Here is a 13,143-nt window from a genome sequence, read left to right on the forward strand (position 1 = left end):
GACGAGGTGTCAACGGCGGCGTAAAAGTCGTCCATTGGGCGGAGCAAAACCAGGCCACTTGATCCGGGTGTTGGCGAGCGCCGGGAGGGCGTAGCCCGAGCGGGGGTCGCCAACACCCGGATTGCCGTTTCTGTCAGGGGTTGGGACGTGCTTTGCGTGCCTGGCTCTGGGCCAGGCGATAGCTCTCGCCGTTCATCTCGAGGATGCTGACGTGGTGGGTGAGCCGGTCGAGGAGCGCGCCTGTCAGGCGCTCGGAACCGAACGTCTCGGTCCATTCGTCGAACGGCAGGTTGCTGGTGATCAGCGTCGAGCCGCGTTCGTAGCGCTGTGAGATCAGCTCGAACAGCAGTTCCGCGCCGGTTTTGGAGAGGGGCACGAACCCCAGCTCATCGATGATGAGAAGCTTATAGCCGGTCATCTGCTTGTGTAAGCGCAGTAGGCGGCGTTCGTCGCGTGCCTCCATCATCTCGCTGACCAGCGCGGAAGCAGTGATGAACCCGACCGTCAGGCCCTTCTGGCAGGCCGCCAGGCCAAGACCGATCGCGACATGGGTCTTGCCGGTCCCCGACGGGCCAAGGGCGATGACGTTCTCGCGACGGGTAATCCAGTCACAACGCGCCAGTTCGAGCACCTGCATCTTGTTGAGCTTCGGAATGGCGGCAAAGTCGAAGCTGTCGAGGCTCTTGGCGGCCGGGAACCGCGCGGCCTTGATCCGGCGCTCGACCATCCGGCGTTCCCGGTCGATCAGTTCCAGTTCGACAAGCCGAGCAAGGTAGCGGACATGATCTACGCCCTCTGCTGCGCATTGCCGGGCCAGCTTGTCATGCTCGCGCAGGAAGGTTGGCAGCTTGAGCGTCTTGAGGTGGCTGGCGAGCAGCAGTTCGGGAGCTTGGCTGCTCATGCCGCTGCTCCGCCGGTCAACAGCCGCATGTACGAGCGCGCCGATGTTGTCTCCACTCTGGCCCTGGGCAGGTAGGGATAGATCGCCATGTCCAGTCGGGGCGGGCGGCGCTCCACCCGGCATAACAGGAGATGCTTCACCGCATCGAAGCCGATCGCGCCCATATCAAGGGCCTGCTTCACCGCGCCATGCAGATCGGCCAGAGCGAAGCTCTCCAGCAGGCGCAGTACCTGCACATATTCGCGCCGGCCATGCTTGCCCATGCGCGTCTCCATCAGCCGGCGCAGCGTTGTAAATACCTCGGGCAGGTCCCAGCCCTGCAATGGTGCGGCCTGATCGAGGGCATTGATCTTCTGTTCGATCAGGGGAAGGTAATGGATCGGATCGAAGATCACATCCTCGCGCTCGTAGCTGCGCACATGGCGGGCAATGATCTCGCCCCGGCAACCGATCACCACCTCGTCGACATAGCCCCTGATCCACACCTCCTGGTGGCCGAAGCGCACCGGCACCGAGTAATCGTTGGTCCGGTAACGCACCAGCGCCTGCGATGAGACCTGGCCGCTGGTCTGGTCACAGGCCTCGAAGGGGGAAGCCGGCAGTTCCTGCATCGCCGCCAGATCGCGCCGCAGCCTCTCGCCAATCGTCTCACTCTCGCCCCGCAGCCGGTCGTTCTGCCGTTTGCGGCATTGCTCCTCGAGCCACAGGTTGAACGCCTCCCATGTCGGGAACCGGGGGATCGGCACCATGAAGTTGCGCCGGCAATAGCCGACAAGGCCTTCAACGCCGCCCTTATCGTTACCCTTGCCGGGGCGGCCGTAACGATCACGGATCAGGTAGTGCGACAGGAAGGCGCTGAACAGCCTCGCGCGCAGCCGCGTCCCGTCAGGCAGGATCTTCGAGACCAGGCAGCGGTCGTTGTCGTAGACGATCGACAGCGGCACCGCGCCGAAGAACGCAAAGGCGTGGACATGGCCGTCCATCCAGGCCTCGGCAACGGCAGCCGGATAGGCGCGTACGTAGCAGGCGTCGCTGTGCGGCAGATCGAGCACGAAGAAGTGCGCCTTCTGCTCCACCCCGCCGATCTCGACCAGAGCTTCTCCAAAATCTGCCTGCCCATGGCCGGGTGCGTGTGCCAGCGGCACGAACATCTCCCGGCTGCGCTGATCCCGATCCCGGATGTAATCCTTGATGATCGTGTAGCCTCCGGTGAAGCCATGCTCTTCGCGAAGGCGATCGAACACACGCTTCGCCGTATGGCGCTGCTTGCGCGGGACCGACCGGTCCCCATCCAGCCAGCCGTCGATGATCGGTATGAACGCTTCCAGCTTCGGTCGCCGCACCGGGGCGCTGCGACGGTAACCGGGCGGCTCGGAATACGACAGCATCTTGCGGACCGTGTCGCGCGATATGTTGAAATGCTTCGCTGCCGCCCGGGCGCTCATGCCGCCCGCGCAGGCAAGACGAACCTTCAGGTAAAGTTCCACGGTGTAAATCCCTCATCCCTCCTCGCCAGCATCGCGAAAAGGGAAAAAGTGGACGACTTTTACGCCGCCCGCAGCAGCACTTCGCCGCCGCTACCGTGGTCTAATTTTGCACCGCCGTTCTCACCTGGTTCCTTAATGGCGAAGCCGGCGCCAGCGCTGGTGTGACGAATGGTGTGGCTTCCGCGAATATCGGAGCGAAGGGCGGGCGAAACCAATCGTGGACTGACAGCGACATCGGCATCGCATCCGAAGACCGCTCACGCATCTTCGGGAGCCTCGCGCAGATGTCGGACAGTCGGAACTGGTCGAGCACGCGCGATGGATTTGTTCGCAGTGTCAGCACCTCGTCGAGTTCCTCGATTTCGTCGACCGCGAGCGGCATGAACGCTTCGCTGACCGAGGCCCAGAGTTACAGTCGCGAAGCACGGCGGGCTGAGGAACTGGCGAACCGCCTCGAAAGCCAGGCATCGTTCTTCGAAGGTAACAGCGCCGCAGGCAGCCTCAACCTGTCACAGGCCTACCGCGAATGGGGCTTGGTCGAAATAGAACGCAATCGCGACTTCTACGGCAATGTCCGCTTCGACGACCTGTCCTTCCAGCTCAGCCCGGAAGGCCAGGCGCTGCAGGGAAAATTCATAGAAAGCTACGCGGAACAGCTGCACGACGGGATCGAAGATAGGCTTGTTCTAACGCCAGGACAGCCAATCTCGCGCCCTTCGGTGACAGGACCCGGATCTGTACGCGGCCGCGCCCAAATTGGTGGAGGGGGTTCAGGAACCGTGCCGCAGTTGGACCCGGGCACTATTCACGACGAAGTGCTGCGCGCTCAGGATGCCGGTCGCCAGCGGATCCGCGGATCCAGAGGCCGTCTGGACGCAGTTACCAAAGGAGCGCAGGGAGCAAGCGCGGAAGCAGCCGATGACGTCAAGGAATGGTAGAGTTTCAGCCCTTCAAGACATCCCAGTAGAGGATAAAGGAGGCGAAAATCGCGAGAATTAGAAATACCGCGATTGTGAGTTTCCGTCCCCACGGATCGGCCCAAGACTTCTTGATCCGATACTCCATCACGCGATTGTCACGGATCGCCTGATCGATTTCGGACAGCCCCTCCCACTTCGGAGTACGATGCTCAGCGGTGTCGATGTCAAACTTGGTCATGATCGCATTCATCTCGCTTCTCCTTAGAACATAGCAGAAACAAGGGCCCACGCCATAGAAACATGCCCCACGAGAGACGCGCAGCCTTTCCTCAGAACCCAGGCAGGACGGTCACGTACCGGCGTTTTCATCCGGCAGAAGCATGATCTCACTGCGGATGCCAGGCCGGGTCATCATTTCGGCGATAGTTGGCAAACTTGCCTTCATGGACGAAAGAAGACTCGCCTCGAGTACCTTCAGTTGCTCGCCGTTCACAGAAGGTGGTTTGGGATTGTCTGCTCGTCCCAATGTGTTGAGCATCTGCAGAACCTCCCAATCCCGCAGGACATAGGTCTGCCCTTCATGATCGCGCCATGCCCCCAACACAATCCTGGTAACCGAATGGTCTTGGCCGGTGACTTGGTCCTCGACAGAAGCAATGAGCAAGGGAGCTGGCAATCGCAGGCAAATCGCCAGCGTGCTTTGCAGGCCCTCTCCTTCCTTCAAAGCGCGATCGAAAAGCGTATGCCCCACACCCACGAGACGCATTGGGCCTTCCCGATCGCCTAGCGGACATGATCTACGCCCTCTCGGGCGCGCTCGCGCTGGTTGTGCCCGCGCAGCTCATCGACCAGTTCCGGTAGTGTCACGAGCATGGCCCCGCGCTCATGCTTGCGCTCTTTCGAGCGACTGCCGAAGCGCGCTGCGAACCAGTAGAACAACACAAAGGCCGGCACGAGAAGCAAGGCCGAACGCACCAGAGCATCGCCCAGCAAGTCGAGCAGATGATCCCACGCACGGATCACCGGCGGATAGGCATCGAGCATTATGATGGGGATCTGGACGGTTCCTCCGAACCCCGTTTCGAGTGCGACCTGTTTGGCCGGATCGAACTCCATGAAGCCGTAGATGGCAGCATAAATTCGCATCCAGACGAGGTAGGCTTCGTGATCGCTCAGCCCTGCCGAAATGGTCCACCAGCTAGTCCAGGAAATGCCGATGGCGGCGATGATCAGCGGCCCCTTGAGACCTGCTGCAAACATGAAGCTGAAGTGCCCGAGCAGCTGGCTTCCGCGCGTGAAGTTGACGAGGTTACGCTTCATCGGAACCTCCCTCGCCGGCGTTTGCGGAGAGCCCCAGTTCCTTGCATTTGCGCGCGTAGGCCTGATGGGCTCGCTCACGCAGCCCGTGGTCGGCATGCCCTGCGAGAAGGGCATCGACGCCGACCATTGTGAACACCGATTGACGGCTGACGCGGTCCACAGATGTTTCGAGCTTTGATGCAAGATCGTCATTTTCGCATGCCTGCGAAAGCAGCGAGCGGATCCATTCGCTGACGCTGATATCGCGCCGCTTAGCTGCAGCACGAACCTGCTCAGCGAGCTCGACGGTGACATGTACCTGGAGAGATTTTGGCCGTGTCATGCACGGACTCCTTGTGGTCAGGAGCCCGGAACGCACTGCGAAAGGCAGTTATTGTCTAAATCAGAAACGAGAACATGTCAAGAACATGCGAGATGCGCAGGAATGCGCCATTTCTGGCTGCCTTCAATCAGATCCGATTGGCGAATTGGCGACTATTCATTTCTGATTGAGAAGCCGCCATTTTTGCAAAAATCCATCAACACGCTGTCTCTAATATCTTTTTTACCGCCTCCCGCTTGCGATTTGTCGCGTACGGTGTGCGCGAAGTTGTTCCCTATTTGGACCGATGTGATCGACCACTGCCCCGCTCGAATTTGGACGGCAAAGGTCTTGGTTTTACGCGAATTTCCTAGCCCAAATCGGGCTTGAGGAGAAGAGTCGAGAATAGCTGTTTGATCTCCCCGGGACCAAATTGGTAACAGATAGCCATCGTGTTAAGGCAATCTGTGGGTCAGCATGGGCATCAACAAACTTGTTGATGTTCTGACAAAATTCACAGGTCTAGGCCAGATCTGCGGTGGAGCGTTTGCCCATGTCCGAAGCGTCGAAGCGCCTAGAATGCCAGCAGAATTCAAGCTGCAGATTATTGGGGTCGAAGAAGAAGATAGAATCGGCATGGCCAAGGTCGATAATGTCTGACACCTCTATACCCTGGTTAACGAGCGCATTTTGCCGCGCTACCAATTCTTCGCGGGTTTCAAGGTTGAAAGAAAAGTGGAACATCCCAGCGGGCGTGCCGAGAGCTTCGTTGATCCCGGTCGGAAAATTCTCGGGAATTTCGGGTACGCCCTTCGATTCCATGAACACGAAATATGTATCCGCACCGATATCGAAATAGACCTGACGTACCCTTCCTCCCTGGCCAATCTCGGTAACGTGATCGGCAACGACGGGAAAGCCGAGAATGCCGGTATAAAAGGCGATAGTCGCTTCCATGTCGTGGGTAGCAACGCCGACGTGAGACAAGCCATGATGCTGAAGAGGGGCGGCGTTCATTTTTAGACTAACTCCGCAATGTGATCGGCAAGGCGCAGCGTACACTGCATAACCGTAAAGGTGGGATTGGCCCAGCCGACCCTAGGAAAGATACTACCTCCCGCAACGAAAAGATTGTCCACACCGAATACACGGGCATTGCGGTCCACCACACCTTGCTTGGCGGTGGTGGCCATGCGTGTAGTGCCCAGTTGGTGATTGGAGTGCAGGATGAGCTCAGACCCGATGTCGCCTGGGTGGAGCTCGCGGACTAAGCGTCCATGGCCGGCACGACTAAACGCCTCAGACAGACTGTTAGCTATGGCCGCCAACTCCTCGATATCCTGTTCAGCAATGCGCCAGTCCAGCACCAACTTGCGCACCCCGCTGCTATCGCAGCCGTCCGCGAGAGAAACCCTGCTCGCGATAATCGGCGACTGCTCGCAAAAGATGCCGAGTCTGGGAACGGCGTCTTCCGCCATGGCAGGCGTGCGGAAAAAGTGGGCTCGTGCGTTGAGGTCTGCCGCACCTGCATCAAGCGCAAAGTTGACGATTGCAGGCGAGCCATCGCGCAGGACGCCGGTAGTCGCGTAAGCGTTCAGTGGGCTGCCGGTCGCCAGTTCGAACCCTGGAACCGTGAGGTGCGGATGTTCACAGAAGCATGTACCGACCAACCCTTCATAATTGCCGACGCCAGCAGGGCTCCGACTTTGCGATGCCAACATTAGACGCGGCGTTTCCAGCCCACCTGATGCCAGCACAAAAAGGCTTCCTCGAACTTCGAAGCGCGATCCGTCCGCAGCCATGCAGGTGATCGCCTCGACCTCATTCTGCGCGTGGGTCAGTAAGATTTCGAGCGCGCGTGCGCCTGTCAGGACGGCGATTTCAGGGCTTTGCGACAGATATTGGAACCAGTCGTTGCCCATCCGCACGATGGGCTTGCTGAAGCGCCAATACTGCGGACCAACCCCGTGGGGAGAGAGTTGCCGGCGCAGCGTTTTTGGCAGATCCATCAGGTCGGGTGCGAAGTCCGCGCTGGAAATGTTAAGTAATGATGCGGCTTCATCGGCGTAGATAGCCAGTTCGTCAAATTCGATCGGCCAACCGCCAAGTTCTGTTCCAAGGCCGATTGCGAAGTCGCGACGATCAAGTTGCGCGATATAACCTGCCCAGACAGAGCTGGACCCACCCAGCCGAAAATCGCGGATTTCGCCAAGCGGATAGGGTAACCCGACAACCTCGCCGTCAGCGCAGGTTGGGTCAACCGGCACTGACCCAGGACCGCCCCGCTCAAGCACAATGACGCGGCGACCGGGAGCCAATTTGCGGGCCAGGGTGAGGCCGGCCATTCCGCCGCCCACCACAACAATATCGCCCGCAACTTCGTGTACGGGGGCTGTATTTATTGCCGTAATAGTCATCCCCGCGATACGTCCCTCACGCCTGCCCCTACTTGCATAAACCGAGCACCTAGTTATCATAGATTTCGCGATTTTTTCGTTTGGATCAACGCTCAATATGACGCAGGCCGCCATGGTATCCGCGATTTCCTGGCTTGATGGCGCGCAACTGCCCGGCATCCGGCAATCCATCGAATGTTTCGGGTTTCATTGTCTTCCTGATGCCATACCCTCCGAAATGCTCAAAGAGCTTGCGGGGGAGGCCCGTTTCAGGCGCGCCGAGGCGAAGCCCGCAGTATCGGAGAGCGCCGATCTGGCTTACAGTTCGCACGTAGCATCGCTTGGTCCATCAGCAGTCCACGTGCTCGGCAGCATGGCCTCTGCGGCCCTGCTCGAACCCGTATTCGGGCGCCCGTTTCGCTATTGCCCCGGCGCCAGTTGCTTTACCTTTTTCGAGGCGGGGGATTTCCTCGAAACCCACCGCGACGATGCTTCCAACTGCGAGGTCACCCTGCTGTTTTATCTAAATGCATCGCCGCTTCGCCCCGACAGCCAGGTGTCGGGCCTGAATCTTTCAGTCTACGCTGATGAAGGCGATGCTCCCGGCGCGCTGCTCAAGACCATTGCCACGCCGCAGGGCGCGATCATGTTCGGCCATGGCAGCCGCTTCTGGCATCGTCGCCATCGCTTGCAGGAGGGCGAGCATATCTGGATGCTGACGGCCTGTTTCACTTCGGAGGCCGTGCCCGATTAGCCACGCGTGGACTACCTCGCCAGAATGACTTCGAGATCGGCAATTCGCCGTTCGATCTGTTCGATGAGGAACCGCCAATGGCGCGCGCTGCAAAAGCCGGGCGACACGCCGATAGTCCAGCATGCGATCGAGACGCCAGATCGGGTTAGGGCGGAGAAGAAATGATCCAGCCGCTCAAGCGCAATTTTGTGCGTTGTAACCAAGTCGATCTCGCCCACCTGCCATGCGTTTCCGTTATAATCGTTGATGAAATAGTCGAGGTCGATATGGATCGCGGCGAGGCGACCTTCCGCCAGATGCGCCAGCAATTGGTGCGCATCGTTCGACCGCCGGTAGAGGCGTTGCGGGCTCTCTCCGGCGGCGCTGTCGGCTAGCTCGATCGCGTGGAACCGATACCGCGCGAGCAACTCATGACCTGTCGTTTGCGGAGCGACCGCAAAGGACTGGGCCTTCTCCAAGTCGGCCTTTAGGTGGAACACCTCGACGATACGATCAAGCGCGAAGAACGGCGTTAGGAATGAGCCTATGCTGATCGCTCCACTGGCGATGGCGCTGTGCCAGCTAGCGGGCGAAGCGGGATCGAATGCGCATCCAGAGAGTGGATCTTGGAGAACCAGCGAGCCATCCGCGTCACTTTCGACGGCCAGTAAAGTCGACATCATATCCGTATGGTCGTCGAGGTGGATGATCGTGAGCGGCTCGTCGTCCCGCAAAGTGGCAAGGTGACGGGCAAGAAATACCCCGCACCAGCTATCCTCAAGTGCAAGCGAGAAGTGCTGCCGCTCTTCGCGAAATCTGAGCCGCGAACCTGCGTCTGAGCCGACACCGAGCCATTGCAGCCCTACTTCCAAATCCGGATCGACCTCTTGATGCGAGGCATCCGGCCCGTCGATCTCGATCGCCAACTTGTCCGGATCGACCCGGTAGATATTGCTGCGAATGAGGGGCAGCACTGCCTCGCGAATTTCGCCAATACTCAGCCCCGCTGCAACCTGTCCATCGAGCAACAAGCGACCCGCGATCCTTGCTTGCGCACCGGTCACGTATCGCCCCCCAGCAATTCGTTGCGGCGCTGAAGAAAGCCCGAGAACGTAAGGATCGAAAGTGAGATAACTATCCAGCCGAAGAACGCATAGATGGCCTTGATGATCTTCAGGGTAGTCGCCTCCGCCGCCGTAGCTTCGGAGCCGTCGGCTACTCCGATCTCGCATTTCGATTCCTGTCGCAGATCGACCAGCGGAATGAACACGTCGAGCGCAAACAGTCTCGGGTCAATCATGTCGCCGCAAGGTACCTTGTCAGCTACTTCGGTGCTAAGTCCGGCGCCGATTGCCGAACGGTCGGACAGCGTTGCCACAGGCTGCTGGTCGACGATCATCAGATCCCTGCGGTTGGCGTCAGCGAACACGGTCCAGCCCAACAAAAAGGAGCCAAGCAGCGTCACTACGGCACGGCGTGGATCCAGCCCGAAACCGAAAGTCAGGCGATAGATCTGCATCATCACATAGTGGGCGAGATCTGAAATCTGCGCGAGTGAATAATGGGGAGCATTGATCGCAAAAGCCGTCGCGCGCGACCAGAGCGTTCGAGGATCGGCCTCTTTCTGCTCCGTTTGCACGGGGACGGCTTTCCGATCCCGTACCCCGCGCACCAGCATGGTCAACTCGCGGCAGAAGCGCGCAATCATGATTTCGCGGGCTTCGTTGGTCAAGGCGCTGCGTCGCAGAGCACGGGCCAGCGTCGCATAATCCTGTGCATCAAAAGGGCTGCGCTCGAGCCAAGCCTTGCGCGCCTTGAGCGTTCTGCGCAGATCCGCGGGACAGTTCCGGGCCTCCATGTCGGGCAACATGAGCACCCGGTAGGTGAAGCCGACAAGGTGTATGTCGTCCGTCCCGTCGGAGGCGGGCTTCGGGTATCCATTGTTCGTATCCCACAGAAAATCTGTGTCGGAGTAGTAGAGGTTCACAGACCCATACAGATCGTTGTCGCCGATAATCAGAATACCACCAACCTTTGAATAGCTGAGGTCGAAGGCCGTGTTGTCGGGCGCGGAACCGGACGCGTCAGCGGCCTCGGAGTTAAGGGGCTTTCTTTTGGGCGCGATGCCCACGACCTCCGTGTTGAAAAGCTGGATGTCTTTGCCAGCCTCAACCCGCTGCATCCGCAACGCTCCGTTTGAGACCAGGCTGCGCTGCCCGGGCGCCAGTTGCGATTTTTCCCCCAGCTTGATGCACCCGCCGACACGAAGATCGGAAGCGAGCAGCGCCGAATGAAATTGCTTGTCACCCACCTCCTCGATGTCCTCGAACTCGCCGTGCAGATTGGCGCCGCACAGGGTAAGGTCATTGCCAATGTGACAGCCGTGGAGGATCACCCTTCCCTTGACGAAAAAGCGGCGTTTGGTCTCGGGATCTGCCGACAGGTGCAAGCTCCCAAGAATTTGGGCGTCCTGGGCGAGGATAGCATCGCGTTGGCTGACAGCAATTTTCGCCCCGAGCAGGCTGAAATCACCTTGGCAGCGCAGCCCGGCAAAGCCGAGCCGCCCCTCCAACTCCACATTGTTGAGGCATACGCCTTCACCGATCTGCATATTGTTCATTGACAGCGCCGTTGCTTCTCTGGCGATTAAGCGGGCCTTACAGAGATTGATCCGTGATCGGACACGCGCGCCGTTTAGGGCGACGTACCCTTCAGCTTGGAGCGGCTCTCGCGTAGCATAGATCGCCCCGATTTCGGCATCGTTGGCATTGAGCGCCCACCCGTTGGTAGCGACCAGGCGACACTGGCCGAGCCACAAATCGCCCTTCAGACGCGCGAGATAGAGCGACAACCCACCAATCACCTTGCTTTTGTAAAGGTTGAGCGTCCCGCCGATCTGAGCTTCCTGCAAGACGAATCCCGTGCAGGTCGGCGCCTCATCTGGATCGGCATGCGCGATCATTGCCGATTGCAAACAAGCGTCGACCGCTACGACGTTTCCGCCGATAGCAGCATTGGACATGTCGATCCAGCAAAGCCCGCCCTCGTTCACCGGGCCGACACCGGATAGATCGACCTCGGCGCAGCAAGCCATTCCCTTGCCGGAAAAGCTAGTGAAGCGCGAACCTTGCAAGGACAGCGAGGCGACGTGAGAACGTGACAGATCGATCGAGACGGTATCTGGCGCGTCTCCGGTCAGGGGACTGACGATGCGGCATTGCTCGATCCGCAAGGCTGGCAGAGGATTTCCAGCAGATCCGCAATCGCGCAAGTCCAGCGTACCTGTGATCGTCAGGCCCACAACCCGCATTCCTGCCGGCAATCCGCCAAGTGCTAATGCACGTAGATAACCCGCATCGACCTCCCGATCCTTTTCTGGAAACTGACGGCAATCGGCAATTTGACCAGCCTCGAGAGCTCTACGGATATAGCTCTTCACTGCACGAGAAGTCATAGTGCGCAACCCCCGCCTTTACGCTTTTGCCGGCCCTAAACGCTGCGATTTTTTAGTTCTCGCTCGCAGGCGAAGGCAACACAATTTGATAGCGACCAAAGGTTTGACTCCCGGATGGCGCGCGTTATCATCTGAGTCCGGCGCAAGTCGGCGTCGAACGCAAAGGAAAAGGAAGGATATCGCATGGCCGAAGCAATCAAGAACTGCCTCAACGAGATCAAGAATGCCGCCGCTTCCGGACGCTTGGACACCGTTATGCTCTCCGATGCTTCTATTCAGAGGAGCTGGGGTCCAGCGATGCGCCGCTGATTTTTTGGTCTGTCGGCTGCCTAGTGGCGCCGACAGACCAGCCGACCACCGCCGCATGATAGCGTGCGGGCGAAGGAAATACCGAGGCGCTGTTTGTTGCAGGGCGGGGCAGTTGATACGTGCTTGATTCGAAACGCGCTGACCTTCTCCCGGTCGAAATGATTGTTCTGCAGGGGACGCCGCTGTGCAATCTCAATTGCAGTTATTGCGATCTGAGTCCGGTCAGCCGGAAACTCTCGCACAGAATGCCGATCTCGATGATCGGCACGCTTTTCTCACAGATCAAGCAGCTGGGCCTGCTCGCTGACGAGGTCTCGATCGTTTGGCATTCAGGCGAGCCGCTCTCACTACCACCCGATTATTATGACGAAGCGATCGAGCTCATCCTTGCGCTTAACAGCGACGGTCCGGGAATGCCCGCACGGATCACATTCGATTTCCAGACCAACGCCACTCTGATCGACTATAAGTGGTGCGAATTCTTTCATCGCCATCGAGACCATTTGCGGCTTGGCGTTAGCTGCGACGGCCCGCGCGAACTGCACGACCCCCTGCGCGTCAATTGGTCTGGACGGGGCTCGCACGCGCAGACCGTGCGCGGAATGGATCTGCTGGCGGAGCGCGGCATTGCATTCAACGCGATCGCAGTTGTGACAGCAGAGACATTGGCGCAGCCGCAAGAGTTCATCGACTTCTTTCTCGCCCGCGCCGATGTCCTCACCGATTTCCACTTCAACATCCTCGCCAATCACGCGGATGGAGGGCTACAGATTGGCTATTCGCGCGACGACACCCAGAAATATGCCGAATTCTACCGTGCTATGCTGTCGCTTGCGCAAAGTGCTGAGGGAAGCAAGTTGCCGGTGCGAAATTTCTCGCAGACGTTGGGGCGTATCCGTGCTGCGACTGGGCCGGATGCGCCCGATTTCGTCCGCCTAGGAACAGCGCCCTTGCGCCAGCTTAACTGCGATGCTCGTGGCGAGATCACAACTTTCTACGCCGGTCTCAACGCCGAGTTTCTGGCCGATCTTTACGGCGATGGAAAAGGACTTAGCCTCGGCAATATCGAGAAGCAGACGCTCGCTGAAATGCTCGGCGGAGACAAACTTGAGCGTATGATGGACGATTTCGGCAAGAGCCATCGTCATTGTGCACTGAGCTGCGACTATTATGCCTTGTGCCCTGGCGGATTCGAGCTCACCCAGCTAGTAGAAAACGGTGACTTCGCATCAGGCGAGACCACTGAATGCGTAATCCACGTCAAGACGTTGACCGACGCGGTAGCCACTTTCGTGTCAGATCAGTTGCGCCAGCCAGCCTAG

At 59.0% G+C, this 13,143-nt stretch carries 15 protein-coding genes; 4 read left to right on the forward strand and 11 right to left on the reverse strand.

From position 1 onward, the window contains the following. Positions 1-133: 133 nt before the first annotated feature. The 3 genes from istB to LOZ77_RS07215 all read right to left on the reverse strand — a co-directional run bounded on the left by istB (position 134) and on the right by LOZ77_RS07215 (position 2,770). The gene (istB, locus tag LOZ77_RS07205; RefSeq protein WP_048578302.1) at positions 134-901 is read right to left on the reverse strand and encodes an IS21-like element helper ATPase IstB; all 768 of its coding nucleotides are present in this window, start codon (positions 899-901) and stop codon (positions 134-136) included. After that, a complete protein-coding gene (gene istA, locus LOZ77_RS07210) occupies positions 898-2,388 on the reverse strand; it encodes an IS21 family transposase (protein ID WP_081261070.1) in 1,491 nt (496 codons plus the stop codon). The genes istB and istA overlap by 4 nt, the downstream gene beginning before the upstream one ends. 100 nt (positions 2,389-2,488) lie before the next feature. After that, positions 2,489-2,770 carry a hypothetical protein gene (locus tag LOZ77_RS07215; RefSeq protein ID WP_230281471.1) on the reverse strand — a complete coding sequence of 94 codons (282 nt, stop codon included), beginning with the start codon at positions 2,768-2,770 and terminating at the stop codon, positions 2,489-2,491. Here LOZ77_RS07215 and LOZ77_RS07220 point away from each other — a divergent pair. Continuing rightward, positions 2,769-3,326, forward strand: coding sequence for a hypothetical protein (locus tag LOZ77_RS07220; protein WP_230281472.1), 558 nt, complete (start codon positions 2,769-2,771; stop codon positions 3,324-3,326). The genes LOZ77_RS07215 and LOZ77_RS07220 overlap by 2 nt on opposite strands. Before the next feature lie 4 nt (positions 3,327-3,330). Here the strand turns inward: LOZ77_RS07220 and LOZ77_RS07225 are convergent, their stop codons facing one another. The 6 genes from LOZ77_RS07225 to LOZ77_RS07250 all read right to left on the reverse strand — a co-directional run bounded on the left by LOZ77_RS07225 (position 3,331) and on the right by LOZ77_RS07250 (position 7,346). Continuing rightward, positions 3,331-3,558, reverse strand: coding sequence for a hypothetical protein (locus LOZ77_RS07225; RefSeq protein ID WP_230281473.1), 228 nt, complete (start codon positions 3,556-3,558; stop codon positions 3,331-3,333). Between the two features lie 99 nt (positions 3,559-3,657). Then, entirely contained in the window at positions 3,658-4,074 is a 417-nt protein-coding gene (locus LOZ77_RS07230) for a hypothetical protein (protein ID WP_230281474.1), read from the reverse strand. A gap of 17 nt (positions 4,075-4,091) precedes the next feature. Continuing rightward, complete coding sequence (locus tag LOZ77_RS07235) at positions 4,092-4,628, reverse strand: hypothetical protein (protein WP_230281475.1); 537 nt, start codon at positions 4,626-4,628, stop codon at positions 4,092-4,094. Beyond that, a complete protein-coding gene (locus LOZ77_RS07240; RefSeq protein ID WP_230281476.1) occupies positions 4,618-4,950 on the reverse strand; it encodes a ribbon-helix-helix protein, CopG family in 333 nt (110 codons plus the stop codon). Before LOZ77_RS07240 ends, LOZ77_RS07235 begins: the two co-directional genes overlap by 11 nt. Before the next feature lie 501 nt (positions 4,951-5,451). Then, positions 5,452-5,946, reverse strand: coding sequence for a VOC family protein (locus LOZ77_RS07245; protein WP_230281477.1), 495 nt, complete (start codon positions 5,944-5,946; stop codon positions 5,452-5,454). Between the two features lie 2 nt (positions 5,947-5,948). Further along, positions 5,949-7,346 carry a GMC oxidoreductase gene (locus tag LOZ77_RS07250; protein ID WP_230281478.1) on the reverse strand — a complete coding sequence of 466 codons (1,398 nt, stop codon included), beginning with the start codon at positions 7,344-7,346 and terminating at the stop codon, positions 5,949-5,951. Between the two features lie 97 nt (positions 7,347-7,443). Between LOZ77_RS07250 and LOZ77_RS07255 the strand changes: the two genes are divergently transcribed. Continuing rightward, complete coding sequence (locus LOZ77_RS07255) at positions 7,444-8,079, forward strand: hypothetical protein (protein ID WP_043151713.1); 636 nt, start codon at positions 7,444-7,446, stop codon at positions 8,077-8,079. An 11-nt stretch (positions 8,080-8,090) separates the two neighbouring features. Here LOZ77_RS07255 and LOZ77_RS07260 read toward each other — a convergent pair whose 3' ends face one another. Continuing rightward, positions 8,091-8,984, reverse strand: coding sequence for a hypothetical protein (locus LOZ77_RS07260; protein ID WP_230281479.1), 894 nt, complete (start codon positions 8,982-8,984; stop codon positions 8,091-8,093). A gap of 134 nt (positions 8,985-9,118) precedes the next feature. Then, complete coding sequence (locus LOZ77_RS07265; RefSeq protein ID WP_230281480.1) at positions 9,119-11,497, reverse strand: hypothetical protein; 2,379 nt, start codon at positions 11,495-11,497, stop codon at positions 9,119-9,121. Between the two features lie 198 nt (positions 11,498-11,695). On the opposite strand from LOZ77_RS07265, the gene LOZ77_RS17830 reads away from it, so the two are divergent. Next, on the forward strand, positions 11,696-11,821 hold the full coding sequence (locus tag LOZ77_RS17830; protein ID WP_255671227.1) for a hypothetical protein: 126 nt from the start codon (positions 11,696-11,698) through the stop codon (positions 11,819-11,821). 158 nt (positions 11,822-11,979) lie between these two features. Beyond that, a complete protein-coding gene (locus LOZ77_RS07270) occupies positions 11,980-13,143 on the forward strand; it encodes a radical SAM protein (protein ID WP_230281481.1) in 1,164 nt (387 codons plus the stop codon).

It is taken from the genome of Croceicoccus sp. Ery15 (assembly GCF_020985305.1).
Taxonomy (GTDB): Bacteria; Pseudomonadota; Alphaproteobacteria; order Sphingomonadales; family Sphingomonadaceae; genus Croceicoccus.